The sequence below is a fragment of the Cellulomonas sp. GbtcB1 genome, assembly GCF_019091725.1.
Taxonomy (GTDB): domain Bacteria; phylum Actinomycetota; class Actinomycetes; order Actinomycetales; family Cellulomonadaceae; genus Cellulomonas.
Genome location: NZ_JAGXJG010000051.1, coordinates 1 through 14,714 on the forward strand (window position 1 = coordinate 1; position 14,714 = coordinate 14,714).

Annotated in this window: 14 protein-coding genes and 1 pseudogene; 7 read left to right on the forward strand and 8 right to left on the reverse strand. The window is 75.9% G+C overall.

The annotated features are described in order from the left end of the window. Both KVT14_RS15910 and KVT14_RS15915 read left to right on the forward strand, forming a co-directional pair. Positions 1-900, forward strand: a pseudogene (locus tag KVT14_RS15910) (hypothetical protein); the annotation flags it as partial. A gap of 72 nt (positions 901-972) precedes the next feature. Continuing rightward, entirely contained in the window at positions 973-1,425 is a 453-nt protein-coding gene (locus KVT14_RS15915) for a ribose-5-phosphate isomerase (RefSeq protein ID WP_166940651.1), read from the forward strand. Between the two features lie 88 nt (positions 1,426-1,513). Here KVT14_RS15915 and KVT14_RS15920 read toward each other — a convergent pair whose 3' ends face one another. Then, positions 1,514-2,791, reverse strand: coding sequence for a GNAT family N-acetyltransferase (locus tag KVT14_RS15920; RefSeq protein ID WP_254631063.1), 1,278 nt, complete (start codon positions 2,789-2,791; stop codon positions 1,514-1,516). A 108-nt stretch (positions 2,792-2,899) separates the two neighbouring features. Here KVT14_RS15920 and KVT14_RS15925 point away from each other — a divergent pair, with 108 nt between their 5' ends. The 4 genes from KVT14_RS15925 to KVT14_RS23225 are packed head-to-tail and all read left to right on the forward strand — an operon-like array spanning position 2,900 to position 5,096. Then, on the forward strand, positions 2,900-3,997 hold the full coding sequence (locus tag KVT14_RS15925) for a PP2C family protein-serine/threonine phosphatase (RefSeq protein WP_308161120.1): 1,098 nt from the start codon (positions 2,900-2,902) through the stop codon (positions 3,995-3,997). 3 nt (positions 3,998-4,000) lie between these two features. After that, positions 4,001-4,330 carry an MGMT family protein gene (locus KVT14_RS15930; protein ID WP_217616558.1) on the forward strand — a complete coding sequence of 110 codons (330 nt, stop codon included), beginning with the start codon at positions 4,001-4,003 and terminating at the stop codon, positions 4,328-4,330. A gap of 41 nt (positions 4,331-4,371) precedes the next feature. Beyond that, complete coding sequence (locus KVT14_RS15935; protein ID WP_217616559.1) at positions 4,372-4,683, forward strand: nucleotidyltransferase family protein; 312 nt, start codon at positions 4,372-4,374, stop codon at positions 4,681-4,683. Beyond that, positions 4,680-5,096: a HepT-like ribonuclease domain-containing protein gene (locus KVT14_RS23225; protein ID WP_217616560.1), complete on the forward strand. Its 417-nt coding sequence runs from the start codon at positions 4,680-4,682 to the stop codon at positions 5,094-5,096. Before KVT14_RS15935 ends, KVT14_RS23225 begins: the two co-directional genes overlap by 4 nt. Before the next feature lie 155 nt (positions 5,097-5,251). Here KVT14_RS23225 and KVT14_RS15945 read toward each other — a convergent pair whose 3' ends face one another. After that, on the reverse strand, positions 5,252-6,787 hold the full coding sequence (locus KVT14_RS15945; protein WP_217616561.1) for an MFS transporter: 1,536 nt from the start codon (positions 6,785-6,787) through the stop codon (positions 5,252-5,254). A gap of 138 nt (positions 6,788-6,925) precedes the next feature. On the opposite strand from KVT14_RS15945, the gene KVT14_RS15950 reads away from it, so the two are divergent. Continuing rightward, entirely contained in the window at positions 6,926-7,609 is a 684-nt protein-coding gene (locus tag KVT14_RS15950) for a TetR/AcrR family transcriptional regulator (protein ID WP_217616562.1), read from the forward strand. Here the strand turns inward: KVT14_RS15950 and KVT14_RS15955 are convergent, their stop codons facing one another. Genes KVT14_RS15955 through KVT14_RS15980 form a run of 6 tightly spaced genes read right to left on the reverse strand, consistent with a single transcriptional unit; the run spans position 7,610 to position 14,668 of the window. After that, on the reverse strand, positions 7,610-9,199 hold the full coding sequence (locus KVT14_RS15955; protein WP_217616563.1) for a PH domain-containing protein: 1,590 nt from the start codon (positions 9,197-9,199) through the stop codon (positions 7,610-7,612). It lies immediately after the preceding gene. Further along, the gene (locus KVT14_RS15960) at positions 9,196-9,756 is read right to left on the reverse strand and encodes a PH domain-containing protein (RefSeq protein WP_217616564.1); all 561 of its coding nucleotides are present in this window, start codon (positions 9,754-9,756) and stop codon (positions 9,196-9,198) included. The genes KVT14_RS15955 and KVT14_RS15960 overlap by 4 nt, the downstream gene beginning before the upstream one ends. A 37-nt stretch (positions 9,757-9,793) precedes the next feature. Then, positions 9,794-10,288 carry a CoA-binding protein gene (locus KVT14_RS15965; protein WP_217616565.1) on the reverse strand — a complete coding sequence of 165 codons (495 nt, stop codon included), beginning with the start codon at positions 10,286-10,288 and terminating at the stop codon, positions 9,794-9,796. Further along, entirely contained in the window at positions 10,288-11,730 is a 1,443-nt protein-coding gene (locus tag KVT14_RS15970; protein ID WP_217616566.1) for an O-acetylhomoserine aminocarboxypropyltransferase/cysteine synthase family protein, read from the reverse strand. Before KVT14_RS15970 ends, KVT14_RS15965 begins: the two co-directional genes overlap by 1 nt. Next, positions 11,730-13,793, reverse strand: a complete 2,064-nt coding sequence (acs, locus tag KVT14_RS15975; RefSeq protein WP_217616567.1) for an acetate--CoA ligase — start codon at positions 13,791-13,793, stop codon at positions 11,730-11,732. The genes KVT14_RS15970 and acs overlap by 1 nt, the downstream gene beginning before the upstream one ends. Continuing rightward, the gene (locus tag KVT14_RS15980) at positions 13,790-14,668 is read right to left on the reverse strand and encodes an ABC transporter permease (protein ID WP_217616568.1); all 879 of its coding nucleotides are present in this window, start codon (positions 14,666-14,668) and stop codon (positions 13,790-13,792) included. Before KVT14_RS15980 ends, acs begins: the two co-directional genes overlap by 4 nt. Between the last annotated feature and the right edge of the window lie 46 nt (positions 14,669-14,714).

The following is a 14,714-nucleotide window of genomic DNA, read 5'->3' on the forward strand; positions in this document are numbered from 1 at the left end:
GGCGCGCTGTCCTCGGGCGCGGCGGGCGTCGCGTCCGGGGCCGCGGGCGTGGCGACGGGCGCCGCCGGACTCGCCTCCGGCTCCGCGCAGGCGGCGACGGGCGCGGCCGAGCTGGCCTCGGGCGCGCAGTCCGCAGCCGACGGCGCGACGTCGCTGTCCGGTGGCGTGTCCACGCTCGCGTCGGGGCTCGCGCAGGGCGCGCAGCAGGTCCCGACGTACGACGACGCGCAGCAGGCCACGCTGACCGCCGTGGTGCCCGCGCCGGTGGTGGCCGACGACGCCTCCGCCCCGCTCGGCCCGCAGGACGCGGTCGTCGCGCCGGTCGTCGTGCCGCTGGCCGTGTGGCTCGGAGCGCTCGCGGTGTTCGTCGTGCTGCCGGCGGTCCCGCGCCGCGCGGCGTACGCCACCGCCGGCGCCGCGGGTCTGGCCGTGCGCGGCTGGTTCCCGGCGGCGGCGCTCGGCGGCGTGCAGGCGCTGCTGCTGGCGGCCGCGCTGCCGCTGCTCGACCTGCGCGCGGTCGACCCCGTCGGCGCGGTGCTGGTGACCCTGGTCGGCGCGGCGTCGTTCGCGGCGGTGAACCAGGCGATGCGCGCGCTGTGGGGCCGCGCGGGGCTCGTGGTGTCGCTCGCGTTCCTGGCGCTGCAGGCGGCGTCGGTCGGGGTGCTGGTCCCGGCCGAGACGGCGCCGCCGTTCTTCCGCGCGGTCGGCGGGGCGCTGCCCGTGCCGCAGCTGGCGACCGCGCTCCAGGTGCTCGTGCTCGGCGTGGACGGCTCGTGGATCCGGGCCGTCGCCGGGCTGCTGGCCTGGGGCGTCGCGGGGCTGGGGCTGACGGTGCTGGCCGTGCGCCGGGTGCGCGTGCGGGTGCCCGCACGTGACCTCGCCCTGGCGCGGGCGGCGTGACCCGCGCCGTGCCGGCGGGCTGATCCGCGGACACCGGGTCCGGGCGCGGCCGGCGTGCGGCAGGATGGCCCCATGCGTATCCATGTCGCCGCTGACCACGCCGGGTTCGAGCTCAAGGTCGCGCTGGTCGAGCACCTGCGCGCCGCGGGGCACGACGTCGTCGACCACGGGGCCGCCGAGTACGACCCGCAGGACGACTACCCCGCCGTGTGCTTCGCCGCGGGCGAGGCCGTGGTGGCCGACCCGGGCAGCCTCGGCGTCGTCATCGGCGGGTCCGGCAACGGCGAGCAGATCGCCGCGAACAAGGTCACCGGCGTGCGTGCCGCGCTCGCGTGGAACACCGACACCGCGCGGCTCGGCCGGCAGCACAACGACGCGAACGTCGTCGCGATCGGCGCCCGGCAGCACTCGGTGGACGAGGCGCTGGAGCTGGTCGACGTGTTCGTGGACGAGCCGTTCTCCCAGGACCCGCGGCACCAGCGCCGGATCGACCAGCTCGCGGCGTACGAGGCCGCGCGCGCCTGACGCGTCGCGACCTCGCCGAGTCTCCGTCTCGCGTCTGTCCCGGCGCAGCTCGTCGCAGACGGGAGACGGAGACTCGGCGTGGCGGGGCTCAGAACACCCAGGGGCACACCGGGGCGACCGGCCAGCCGAACGCGGTCGCCGCTCGGTGCAGCGCGTCCGGGCGCGCTGCCGTGACCTGGCTGGCCGCCGACAGCGCCGTCAGGCTGCGGCCGCCCAGGTAGGCGGCGCCGAGCTCGCGGACGTCCAGCTCGAGGTCCGGCGCGTCCGTGCCCGCCGGCTCGACCCGGGCGGCGTAGGTGCCGTCGGCGCCGGCCTCGCCGGTGACCAGCCGCCACGCGCCGTCGTTGCCGGGCAGCAGCGCGTCCCGCACCCCGAGCACCACGTCGACGGGCGCCGCGTACCGGCGACCGGTGAGCGCGGCCGGGACGTCGAGCAGCCGGACCCACAGGTTGTCGCTGACCTTCGGCACGGGGCGCCGGGTGTCGACCAGCAGCGCGAGCAGCGGGTCGTCGACGGGCAGCATGTTCGAGGCCACTGTCGTGGTCAGGTCGAGGTCGAGCAGCATCGACCACAGCCGGTGCGCGGCGACGGCGTCGACCGAGGCGGCGAGCCGCACCTGCACCGGGTACTCGGGGCCGCCGTCGCCCCAGGTCTGCGTGCGCCGCAGGATCGCGAACGCCCGCGCCGCACCGTCCGGGGCGTGCACCGTGACCAGGCGCGCCGGCTCGCCGCCGTTCCGCCAGGCCGCCGGGTCGGCGACCGCGATGCGTCGCAGCGCGTCCGAGCCGCGCCGGATCCAGCCCGGCCGGCCCGCGCCCGCCGCGGCGTACACGTCCTCGACCAGACCCTCGTGCGCCGCCGGGTCCAGCGTCGCGAACCGCACGGTCAGGTCCGCCGACCCCGGTACGTCCCGCAGCGCGGCGCCGCGGGGCAGCGTCAGGCGGACGTGGTCCGAGGCGGAGCCGTAGCCGTAGCGGCCGTAGATGCCCGGCTCGGCCGCGAACAGCGCCGACACCGGCTCGCCCCGACCGAGCGACCGGTCGAGGTGCGCCCGGATCATCGTCGACAGCAGGCCGCGGCGCCGGTGGTCCGGCCGCACCCCGACCCAGGTCAGCCCGGCGCACGGCACCTCACCGCCGGGGGTGGGGAGCGTGAACGCGTAGGAGCCGTGCACGGCGACGACCTCGCCCGCGTCGGTCTCGACCGCGACCGCGCGGTCGAGCGGCACCGCGAACGGCACCTCGGCGTCGTACGCCGCGTCGTGGGTCGCCTCGGCGAACGCCATGGCGTCGACGGCGCGGTACTCCGCGACCCGGTCGGCGGTGATCTCGAACAGGCGGTACCCGGAGGTCGTGGCGGTGCTCATGGCCGCCATCCTGCTGGCCGGCGTCGGGGCGGGTCACGCGATTTCGGCCGCCGACCCTGCCGTGGCGGCACCTGGCCGAGCCCTCAGGGTGCTGGGTACCCTCGCGGCGTGACCCCGCCCGCCCCGCGCCGACGCCGGGCCGCGAGCGTGCTCGACCGGGTCCGGGCGTGCCTGCGCCGGTACGGCGTGGGGTCGCAGCCCGCCCTGACGACGATGCTGGTCGGCCTGACCCTGCTGGCGTCCGCGGGCATCGTCTGGGCGCGGCCCTGGGTGCCGCCGTCGACGTTCATCCTCATCGAGCTGCTGGGCGCGTTCCTGCTCCGGATGCGCGGGATGGTCGTGCTCTGCGCGGCGATCGTCGTGCAGTTCGTCGCGATCCCGCTCGCCGGGCTCGGGGACTTCACGCCGGGCACGTTCGTCCTCCAGGGCATCGCGATCGGCGCGCTGCTGGCCTTCGCCGCGCACCGCGAGCGGCTCGGGCTGCAGGGCGCGCCCGGCGAGCTGATGCTCGTCGACCTGCGGGACCGGCTCGCCGCCCACGGCGCCGTGCCGGCGCTGCCCGACGGCTGGACGGTGCAGACGGCGCTGCGGTCCGCGCACCGCGAGGCGTTCTCGGGGGACTTCGTCGTCGCCGCGCCGCGGCTGCAGGGCGCCGTGCTGGAGATCGCGCTCGTCGACGTGTCGGGCAAGGGGCAGGACGCGGGCGTGCGCTCGCTCCAGCTCTCCGGCGCGCTCGCCGGGCTGATCGGCCAGCTGCCCGCTCCGGACTTCCTGCCCGCGGCGAACGCCTACCTGCTGGCGCAGGACTGGGACGAGGGCTTCGCGACCGCGGTGCACGTCAGCCTGGTCCTCGCGACGGGGGAGTACACGGTGTACTCCGCGGGCCACCTGCCGCCGGTGCACCTCGATGCCGGCTCCGGGGCCGTCGACCTGGTCCCGGCCCGCGGCGGCCCCGCGCTCGGCGTCCTCGACGGGGCGGTCTTCCCGTCGGTGCGGGGCCGGGTCGACCCCGGCGACATCCTGCTGCTGTACACCGACGGCCTGGTGGAGACCCCCGGCGGCGACCTCGACCTCGGCATCGACCGGCTCTGCGGCGTCGCCGAGAGCGTGCTGTCGACCGGGCGCGGGGACGCCGACGACGTCATCGCGCGGGTCGGTGCCGGCGAGGGCGACGACCGGGCGCTCGTGCTGGTGCGGAGGGGCTGAGGCGTGGACGAGGCGTACCTGGAGGCGGTGCTCGACCTGGTCGACGCGATCCCGTCCGGCCGGGCGATGACGTACGGGACGATCGCCGAGGTGGTGGCGGACCGGTTCGTCGCCGAGGGGCTGCCCGCGCGCGGCGGGCCGCGGCAGGTCGGGCAGATCATGTCCCGCGGCGGGTCCGGGGTGCCGTGGTGGCGGGTGGTGAACGCCGCGGGGTCCCCGCCGGCGCACCACGCGCGGGCGGCGCTGGAGCACCTGCGCGCGGAGGGGACGCCGCTGTCGGCGGACGGCACGCGGGTGGCGCTGCGCCGGGCGATCTGGTTCCCGGACGACTGAGGCGGTCGCTAGCCTGGTGGCTCGGAGCCGGAGGAGGAGTCGTGCAGCGAGACCTGCCGCGGGACGCGCTCGCGCGTCACCACGACGCGGTGCTGCGCCTGCTGACCGACCACGGGGTGGTGGCGGCCGGGGTGTTCGGCTCCGTGGCGAGGGGCGAGGACGGTGCCGACTCAGACCTCGACCTGATCGTGCACTTCGGGGTCGGTGCGAGGCGCGACCTGGTGGCGCTGACCGCCGCGCTCGAGTCGCTGACCGGGGTCCGCGTCGACGTGGTCGACGACGAGCAGGTGCTCGACCGCGCGAGCCGGACCGGGATCGGCGGCCGGATCCTCGCCGAGACCGTCCCGCTGTGACGCCCGAGGAGGCGGAGCGCGTCGTCGCGCTGGCGGAGGAGCTCGACACCGCCGCGGCGCTCGCGTCGGAGCGGGAGGGACACCGCCCGACGTGGTTGCGGCTGGCCGCGGAGCGGGTGGTCGAGCGGATCCACCAGGCCGCGGAGGCCCTGGACCGGGACCAGGCCGAGCGCTACCTCACCGCCGAGGGCCTGCGTCAGCTGCGCGGCATGCGCAACCGGCTCGCCCACCACTACCTCGGGATCGACGAGGCGGTGCTCTGGCGGTCCCTCGTCGACGACGTCCCGGTCGCGCGCACCCGCATGGAGGACGACCTCCGGGCGGCGCGGGCGGTCGTCGGTGACGCGCGCCGCACGGCGGGCGATGCCGAGGCCTGGCGCGCCGGCCACCTGCGCCCGCTCGACCCGTCCTGACCCGGTCGGCGTCCCGCCCGGGCGCCCCGGGGGTGCCCGCCTGAGGCCTGGCGCTTCCCGCGCCCCGGAGGCCGGGAGCGGACCCCGGCGCGAGGGAGCACCGTGCTCGGTCCTCCCTCGCGCCGAGGGTCCTCCGCCGACTCGCGCGGCGGTCGTCAGTGCGCCGCGACCGGCGCCTCCGCCGGGGCGCCCGCCGGGGCCGGCGCCAGCTCCGCGCGGGCCTGGCGGTCGGCGCGGGTGCGGAACAGCAGGGCCGCCATGACGGCGCCGCCCGCGAAGATCACCGCCGACCACGCGTACGCGGTGTCGAAGCTGTGCAGCGCGGCCTGGGCCGCGACCTCGGGCGTCACCGGCGCGTGGTCGGCGAGGTAGGCCGAGGCGGCGGTCGCGGCCAGCGTGTTCAGCAGCGCGGTCCCGATGGCGCCGCCGACCTGCTGGCTCGTGGACACCAGGGCCGAGGCCGCACCTGCGAGCCGCGGCTCGACGCCGAGGGTCGCGAGCTGGAACGACGCCGGCATGATCGACGCCATCCCGATGCCCATGAGGATCAGGCCCGGCAGCACGTGCGCGGCGTAGGTGCTGTCCAGCTCGAGCCGGGTGAACGTCAGCATCGCGACGGCCGCCAGCAGCATGCCGATCGGCACCAGCACCTTGGGCCCGAACCGCGGGATGAGCAGGTTCGACTGGATCTGCGCGGTGACGATGATCGACAGCACCATCGGCAGGAACGCGACACCGGTGCGCATCGGGGTGTACCCGAGCGTCGTCTGCAGGTAGTAGGTGAGGAACAGGAACACGCCGAACATGCCGGACCCCGCGACGAGGATCCCGAGGAACGACGCGCCGCGGTCGCGGTCCACCACGACGTCGAGCGGCAGCACCGCGTTCGGGGCGGTGCGCTGCCGGGCGACGAACGCGACGAGCAGGACGGCGCTCGCGGCGAGCGAGCCCCAGGTCAGCGGCGAGTCCCACCCCTGCGGCTCGGCCTGCGAGAAGCCGAACACCAGGGCGAACAGCCCGGCCGAGCCGAGCACGACGCCGGGGACGTCCAGCCGGTGCCCCGCCGCGCCGCCGGCCCGGGGGAGCAGGATGCTGCCCGCCACCAGGGCGATCGCGGCGATCACGACGTTGACGTAGAGGTTCCAGCGCCAGTCGAAGTTCTCGGTGAGGTAGCCGCCGAGCAGCAGGCCGATGGCGCCGCCCATGCCGGCGATCGCGCCGAAGATGCCGAACGCGCGGGCGCGCTCCTTCGGCACGGTGAACGTGGTCGTCAGCACGGACAACGCGGCGGGGGCGAGCACGGCGCCGAACACGCCCTGCAGCGCGCGGGCCGCGACCAGCAGCTCGAACGTGCCGGCGGCGCCGCCGAGGGCCGAGGCGACGGCGAAGCCGACCAGGCCGATGAGGAACATGCGGCGGCGGCCGAACATGTCGGACAGCCGGCCGCCGAGCAGCAGCAGGCTGCCGAAGGCGAGGGCGTAGGCGGTGACGATCCACTGCCGGTCGTTGTCGCTGAAGCCGAGCTCCGCCTGGGCGGAGGGCATGGCGATGTTCACGATGGTGGCGTCCAGGACGACCATCAGCTGCGCCAGCGCGACGGTGGCGAGGACGAACCAGCGGCGCCGGTGCGGGACGCCGGCCGGGCCGGCGGCGGGCGCGGCCGGGGTGGTGGGTGCGGCGGATGAGGACATGCGGGTGCTCCGGTCGGGACGACGGTGTGGGGGGATGGCACGACGGTAAACCAGGACCGGCCAGTTTCGAAACCCCCGAGTCTCGATTTGTTTCCACGGCGTGCGGCGGGCATGATGGCGATGTCGAGAGGAGCCCGGATGGCCGCGCGCGAGGACGTCGCGGCCGTCGGCGCGCCCGAGGACGGGGCTGGCGTGCCCGCCGCCCGTCGGCCCGGCCGGCGCCGCGACGAGTCGAAGGACGAGGTCATCCTCGCCGCGGCCCGCGAGCTGCTCATCGAGCGCGGCTACGACGGCATGACCATGGACGCGGTCGCCGAGCGCGCCGGGGCGGGCAAGTCGACCGTCTACCGCCGCTGGTCGTCGAAGGTGCAGCTCACCGTCGACTGCCTGCTGTGCGCGAAGCAGATGACGATCGACGAGGTCCCCGACACCGGGTCGATCCGCGACGACCTGCTCAGCATCTTCGTGCGCGCCACCCGGATGAAGAGCGACGACCTGATGACCGGCCTGCTCACGGCGGTCCGCGAGGAGCCCGAGGTGCGCGCGGTGTTCCACGAGCAGTTCGTGGCGGGCCGGGTCCGGCTCGCGCGCGAGGTGCTCGAGCGCGCGCGGCTCCGCGGGGACACGGCGCCCGGGGCGGACCTCGACATGATCGCGGCGGTCGCGCCGGCGATGGCGCACTACCGCAAGGTCGTGGCGCACCGGCCGATGGACGCGGAGTTCGCCGAGCGGCTGATCGACACGATCATCCTGCCGCTGGCGACGGGCCGTCCGGCGGACGCCGCGGCGGGCGAGCGGGCGCTGCTCGCCGACGCGCGCTGATCACTCGTCTTCACGGACGAGGAACGGGTCCAGCACGCCCGGAGCTGCCGCGACCGCGAACCGCAGCGCCTCGTCCGCCTCGACGTCCGGGGCGTCGTACCGGCCCCAGCCGGCCGCGGTCATGGCGGCGACGGTCCGCAGCCCGAGCCGGCGCTGCAGCACCGACTCGCGGAGCGCGATCGTGCTGACGGCGTCGCGGCGCAGCGCCGAGGTCGCCCGCGCCATGAGGCCGGACCGCACCACGACGTAGTCGCCCACCACCGCGTGGCCGAGCGCGCGGTGCGCGACGACCGCGGCGAGCAGCGCTACGGGCCACAGGGCGGCGCCGACCCACGGGGCCCACGCGGGCAGCACGCCGGTGGCGGCCGGCCACGCGAGCGCGCCCGCGACGGCCGCCGACGTCGCCGTCGCCCACCAGAGCCGCCGGCGAAGCGCCCCGGCGGGGTGGCGGCGCAGGGGCGCCCCGACGGGGTCCGGGTCGGCCGCGAGCACCGCGCTCGCCACCGGCCACGCCACCGAGGCGGGGCCTCGGGGCAGCACGGCGGCGGGCTGCGCGGCGGACCAGATCGACAGCCCGGTGGTGATGACCGAGGTGTCCGCCATGCCCATCCACCGCCACAGCACCGGCTCGGACACCGTGATCCCCCGGAGCCGCCGGTCGTCCCGGCTGACCTCGCGGGTGGTCAGCAGGCCCTGCCGGCTGCGCAGGTGCGTGCCACTCTCGCCGGGCACGCGGGCGAGCTCGAGGCCCCAGGAGGTGGCGAGGTAGTTCGCGCCCATGCCGACGGCGCCGACCGCGAGCACCAGCGCGAGGCCGACGAGGACGGTGCCCGTGCGGCCGAGCCGGTCCCACGGGAGCAGGCCCTCGACCCACGCGACCGGGTCGAGGCCGAAGGTGTCGAGCAGCCAGTACGCGCCCCAGAGCAGGCCGGCGGCGGTGACGAACGCCCAGATGCTCAGCAGGTTGTAGACGACCCACCACGGCCGGAACCGCGCGATCACGTGCGCGGCGTCCTCGTCGGGCTCCGCGCCGGCGCCCGCGCCGTCGGCAGCGGGAGCAGCCGCGCCGTCGACCAGCACCGCGCGCAGCAGCTCGGCGTCGCGGCGGGACACCGCGTCCAGCGCGAGCGCGGACTCGCCCGCCGCGAGCTGCTGCCCGGCCCCGACGAGGACGATCCGGAGACCGGACAGCCGGTGCCGCAGGCGCGCGGTGGTGTCGACGCTCCGGATCCGGTCCCGCCGCACCGAGCGGTAGCGCCGCACCAGCAGCCCCGAGCGGCGCTCGACGTACTCGTCCGTGACCCGGTACCGGGTGACCGCCCAGCGCACGGCGTCGCCGGCCGCCCCGAGGACGCCCCAGGCGCCGACCAGGAGGAGCGGCCACAGCGTCGCCCATGATGCCTCGACGTCGAACACGCCGACGGCGACCGCGGTCGGCGTGAGGGAGAGCAGCGAGCGGGCGAGGTCGACCGCGATCATCCGCGGCGCGAGCCGGGACCAGGGCGTCCCGTCGTCGGTCGCGGGCCGGTCGGCCTCCACGACGGCCTCGTCCGGGGCGTCGTCCCGGAGCTCCGCCGGGGGCTCGCTCATGTCGCGTCCCCCGGCGTGCGCTCGGTGACGGCGGTCAGTCGCTCGGCGAGCTCGGCGGCCAGCTCGGCGTCGAGTCCGTGGAGGCTGATCGCCCCGCTGGACGAAGCGGTGGTGACCCGGAGCGTGGCCAGGCCGAGCAGCTGCTCCAGCGGGCCCCGCACGGCGTCGACCGTCTGGACCCGCGACAGCGGGGCGACGCGCCACTCGCGGACCAGCCAGCCGGACAGACCGTAGACGGCCAGGTCGGTCGTCTCCCACCGGTGCACCGCGTACCGGAGCCGCGGCTCGAGGAGCACGCGCGCGAGCGTCCACAGGACGCCGAGGAGCAGGGGGACCGCGAGCCACGGCCGCGCAGGCTCCCAGAGCCACCACACCGCGCCGACGACCAGCGTGGGCGCGCCCGCGACCGTCAGGCCGCGCAGCAGCCACCAGCGGCGGGCGCGGGGGTCGACCCGGTGGGTCGGCGGGCGCAGCCGGAGCGGCGGCCCGTCGGGCGGCGACAGGTCGTGCGGCTCGACGAGGTGGGCAGGAGACGGCGCTCGGGACGTCGGGTCCATGCTCCACTGTGGCACACGGACCCGACGCACCGGACGACTACGCCAGCGCGCGCTTGCTGCTGATGACGCCGGTGTCGAAGCCCGCGAGGTGCAGGCCGCCGTGGAACCGGGCGTGCTCGATCTTCACGCAGCGGTCCATGACGACCGTCAGGCCCGCCGCCTCGCCGCGCTCCGCGACCTCCTCGTGCCACGAGCCGAGCTGCAGCCACAGGGCCCGGGCGCCGACCGCCAGGGTCTCGTCGAGCACCGTGGGCAGGTCGTCGTGCCGGCGGAACACGTCGACGAGGTCCGGGACGACCGGGAGCGCGTCGAGCGACGGGTACACGGACTGGCCCAGGATCGACGTCTCGCGCGGGTTCACCAGGTAGACGTCGTACGGCGTGCTGGACAGCAGGTACGTCGTGACGAAGTACGACGCGCGGGCCGGGTTGTTGGACGCGCCGACGATCGCGATCGACCGGGTGCGGCGCAGCAGCGCCAGGCGCTCGGGGGCGCTCGGCCCCTGCCAGGTGCGCTCGGGCGTGGTGGTCATCAGTTCGCCTCCGGGACAGAGCAGGACGCGCCGCCGGCGATGCCGGTCACGGCCGCACCGACGACGGGCGCGGCGGGGACGCTGGGGCGGGCTGCGGCAGCCGCGGCGCCGTCGGTGGCGCCGTCGGACGCCTCGCGCGGCGCCGTCGCGGCCGTGAGCGCCTGGTCCAGGTCCCAGAGGATGTCCTCCGGGTCCTCGAGCCCGACGCTGATCCGCACCAGGTCCTCGGGGACGCCCGCCGTGGCGAGCTGCTCCGCGGACAGCTGCTGGTGCGTGGTCGACGCCGGGTGGATGACGAGCGTGCGCGCGTCGCCGACGTTCGCGAGGTGGCTCGCGAGCTGCAGGTGCTCGATGAACCGGCGCCCGACCTCGCGGCCGTCGCGGTCCGCGGTCGCGGCGAGCCGGAACGCGAACACCGACCCGGGGCCGAGCGGCAGGTAGCGCTGCGCGCGGTCGTGGTGCGGGTGCGACGGCAGGCCGGCCCACTGCACCGACGTGACCCGCGGGTCCGCGTCGAGCCACTCGGCGACGGCCCGGGCGTTGGCGAGGTGCGCGTCGAGCCGCTGGGGGAGCGTCTCCACGCCCTGCAGCAGCTGGAACGCCGACTGCGCGGACAGCGACGGGCCGATGTCCCGCAGCTGCTCGGAGCGCAGCTTCGTCAGGAATCCGTACTCGCCGAAGTTCTCCCACCACTTCACGTCGTTGTACGACGGCACCGGCTCGGTCATCTGCGGGAACTTGCCGTTGCCCCAGTTGAACCGGCCGGACTCGACGACGACGCCGCCGAGCGTGGTGCCGTGCCCGCCGAGGAACTTGGTGGCGGAGTGGATGACGATGTCGGCGCCGTGCTCGATCGGTCGCACCAGGTACGGGGTCGACAGCGTGGCGTCGACGACGAGCGGGACGCCCGCGGCGTGCGCGACCTCGGCCAGCCCGGCCAGGTCCGCGACCTCGCCCGACGGGTTCGCGACGACCTCGGTGTAGACGGCCTTGGTCTCCGGGCGGATCGCCGCGGCGTAGTCGGCCGGGTCGGTGCCCGCCACGAACGTGGTCTCGACGCCGAACCGGCGCAGGGTCACGTCGAGCTGGGTCACCGTGCCGCCGTACAGCTGCGCCGAGGCGACGATGTGGTCGCCGGCCCCGACCAGCGCGGCGAACGTGATGAACTCCGCCGCCATGCCGGACGCGGTGGCGACGGCGCCGATGCCACCCTCGAGCGACGCGATCCGCTCCTCGAACGCGGCGACCGTGGGGTTGCCGAGCCGGGAGTAGATGTTGCCGTACTTCTGCAGCGCGAACAGGTTCGCGGCGTCGGTGGTGTCGCTGAACACGAACGACGTCGTCTGGTAGATCGGCACGGCGCGCGCGCCGGTCGCGGCGTCGGGGATCGCCCCGGCGTGCAGGGCGCGGGTGCGGAAGCCGAAGCGGTGCTCGGAGCTCATCAGGCGGTGGCCTCCTCGGCCTCGGGGATCGGGGCGAGGCTAGCGCCGTAGCGCAGCAGCGCGGCGACCTGGTCCACGGCCCAGGGGTTCTGCAGGGAGGTGACGTCGCCCAGCGGCCGGCCGTCGTGCAGCTCCGCCAGCAGCCGCCGCATGATCTTGCCGGACCGGGTCTTGGGGACCTCGGGGACGAGGACGACGTGCTTCGGCTTGGCGACCGGCCCGATCTCGCGCTGCACCTGGGCCCGCAGGTCCTCGCGCAGCGCCTCCGCGGCGGCCCGCCAGGCGGCCAGGTCCTCGACCGGGCCGGGCGCGACGGCCGGGACGACGAACGCCGCCACCGCCTGCCCGCCGACCGCGTCCACGACCCCCGCGACGCCGGCCTCGCCGACCGCCGGGTGTGCCACGAGGGCCGACTCGATCTCGATGGTCGACAGCCGGTGGCCGGCGACGTTGACGACGTCGTCGACCCGGCCGAGCAGCCACACGTCGCCGTCGGCGTCCCAGGACGCGCCGTCGCCGGCCAGGAAGTAGCCGTGCGCGGCGAACGGCCGCCAGTACGAGTCGCGGAACCGGGCCGGGTCGCCCCAGACGGTCCGGGCCATGCCGGGCCAGGTCCGGTCGAGCACGAGGTAGCCGCCGGACCCGCGCGGCACCTCGGCGCCGGCGTCGTCGACGACCTTCGCCGAGAACCCGGGCAGCGCGCGGGTCGCCGAGCCGGGCTTCAGCGTCGTGACGCCGGGGAGCGGGGCGATGACGGCCGCGCCGGTCTCGGACTGCCACCACGTGTCGACGACCGGGGCCGTGCCCGCGCCGAACTGCTCGCGGAACCACACCCACGCCTCGGGGTTGATGGCCTCGCCGACGGTGCCGAGCAGCCGGACCGTCGACAGGTCGTACCCGTCCGGCAGGCCCTCCGGGAACCAGGTCATGAACGTCCGGATCAGCGTCGGGGCCGTGTAGTAGACCGTGACGCCGTACCGCTCGATGACCTCGAGGTGCCGCTCGCGGTGCGGGGTGTCCGGCGTGCCCTCGTAGATCACCTGGGTCAGCCCGTTGCTCAGCGGGCCGTAGATCTCGTAGGTGTGCGCGGTCACCCAGGCCAGGTCGGCGGTGCACCAGTGCACGTCGTCGGGCTTGGCGTCGAACATCGCCCAGTGCGTCCAGGACGCGTGCGTGAGGTAGCCGCCGGTGGTGTGCACCAGGCCCTTGGGCTTCCCGGTCGTGCCCGACGTGTAGATGATGAACAGCGGGTGCTCGGCGTCGAAAGCCTGCGCCTCGTGCTCGTCCGAGGCGGTGTCCACGACGTCGTGCCACCAGACGTCGCGCCCCGCGGTCCAGGCGACGTCCTGCCCGGTGCGCCGGACGACCAGCACGTGCTCGACGTGCTCCAGGCCCTCGACCGCGGCGTCGGCGGCGGACTTCACCTCGACCGCCTGCCCGCGGCGGAACTGGCCGTCGGACGTGACGAGCAGCTTCGCGCCGGTGTCCTGCACCCGGAACCGCACCGCCTCCGCGGAGAACCCGCCGAACACCAGCGAGTGCACCGCCCCGATCCGGGCGATCGCCAGCGTCACGACGATGGTCTCGGCGATCACCGGCAGGTAGACGACCACCCGGTCGCCGGGCCCGACGCCGAGGTCGGTCAGGGCGTTGGCCGCCCGGGACACCTCGCGCTGCAGGTCCGCGTAGGTGATCGAGCGGCGGTCGCCCCGCTCGCCCTCGGCGTGGATCGCGACCTTGTCGCCGCGGCCGGCGGCCACGTGCCGGTCGACGCAGTTCACCGCGGCGTTGAGCCGCCCGCCGACGAACCACTGCGCCTCGGGCACGGTGAGCTCGCCGTCCGGCCCCTCGACCGCGGGGGACCAGGTGTGCGCGGTGTGCCACGGCTCGGCCCACTCCAGGCGGCGGGCGGCGTCCTCCCAGAAGCCCACGTGGTCGCCGTCGGCGCGCGCCCGCAGGCGCTCAGCCTCCTCCGGTCCCACGTTCCAGTCGCCGGCCGGGGCCGGGTACGTGCGGGTCTCGGTCTGCAGCGCGGCGATCGTCGCGCTCGTCGTGCTCGTCATGCCCACCTTCTCAGCAGCGACTTCTCGGCCAGGCCGATCAGCGCGTCGGTCAGCTTGCCCAGCAGCGCCAGCAGGACGATCGCGAGGATCATCCGGTCGACGCGGCCGTTGTTGCCGGAGTCCATCAGGAGGAAGCCGAGGCCCATCGACGACGCGATGAGCTCCGCGGCCACCAGGAACAGCCACGACTGCGCGAGGGCGAGCCGCAGGCCCGCGACCACGGACGGCACGGCCGCGGGCAGCTGCACGGCGCCCAGCAGCCGCGCCCCGCGCAGCCCGTACGCGCGCCCGGCCTCGACCAGGTGCGCGTCGACGTGCCGCAGCGCGGCGACGACGGTCGTGTACACGGGGAAGAACGCCCCGATCGCGATGAGGGTCAGCTTGGACTCCTCGCCGATCTTCATCCAGAGGATCAGCAGCGGCACCCAGGCCAGCGACGGCACCGCCCGGATCGCGCCGAGCACCGGCTCGAGCAGCGCGCCCGCCAGCCGGGACAGCCCGACCACCGACCCGACCGCGAGGCCGAGCGCCGCGCCGATGAGGAACCCGAGGACGACGCGCTGGGTCGAGATCGCCACGTACTGGCCGAGCAGGCCGCGCTCCGCGAGGTCGACGGCGGCCGTCCAGACGGACGCGGGGCTCGGCAGCTGGTACGGCGCGACCAGGCCCGACGTGGTGACGACCTGCCACGTGACGAGCAGGACCGCGGGGACGACCAGGCCGAGGGCGATGCGGACCGGGCGGCGGGACAGCGGCCCGGCGCCGGGCCGGGCGGGGAGGCCGAGGCTGAACGGGTTCAGCCCGGGCAGCGCGCGGCCGCGGGCGTCCGTCACGGGCGCGGCGGAGCCGGTGATCGTCGCGGAGGCGTTGGTCATGGCCTGCTCTTCCGTCGGGGGTGGTCGGTGGTGCCGGTGCCGGGCC

What these genes read in the sequence shown, in the direction of transcription:
- KVT14_RS15965 (WP_217616565.1), bottom strand. Translation starts at nt 10,288, where the DNA reads ATGACCACCACGCCCGAGCGCACCTGGCAGGGGCCGAGCGCCCCCGAG.
- KVT14_RS15980 (WP_217616568.1), bottom strand. Translation starts at nt 14,668, where the DNA reads ATGACCAACGCCTCCGCGACGATCACCGGCTCCGCCGCGCCCGTGACG.
- KVT14_RS15915 (WP_166940651.1), top strand. Translation starts at nt 973, where the DNA reads ATGCGTATCCATGTCGCCGCTGACCACGCCGGGTTCGAGCTCAAGGTC.
- acs (WP_217616567.1), bottom strand. Translation starts at nt 13,793, where the DNA reads ATGACGAGCACGACGAGCGCGACGATCGCCGCGCTGCAGACCGAGACC.
- KVT14_RS15950 (WP_217616562.1), top strand. Translation starts at nt 6,926, where the DNA reads ATGGCCGCGCGCGAGGACGTCGCGGCCGTCGGCGCGCCCGAGGACGGG.
- KVT14_RS15920 (WP_254631063.1), bottom strand. Translation starts at nt 2,791, where the DNA reads ATGAGCACCGCCACGACCTCCGGGTACCGCCTGTTCGAGATCACCGCC.
- KVT14_RS15955 (WP_217616563.1), bottom strand. Translation starts at nt 9,199, where the DNA reads ATGAGCGAGCCCCCGGCGGAGCTCCGGGACGACGCCCCGGACGAGGCC.
- KVT14_RS15960 (WP_217616564.1), bottom strand. Translation starts at nt 9,756, where the DNA reads ATGGACCCGACGTCCCGAGCGCCGTCTCCTGCCCACCTCGTCGAGCCG.
- KVT14_RS15970 (WP_217616566.1), bottom strand. Translation starts at nt 11,730, where the DNA reads ATGAGCTCCGAGCACCGCTTCGGCTTCCGCACCCGCGCCCTGCACGCC.
- KVT14_RS15945 (WP_217616561.1), bottom strand. Translation starts at nt 6,787, where the DNA reads ATGTCCTCATCCGCCGCACCCACCACCCCGGCCGCGCCCGCCGCCGGC.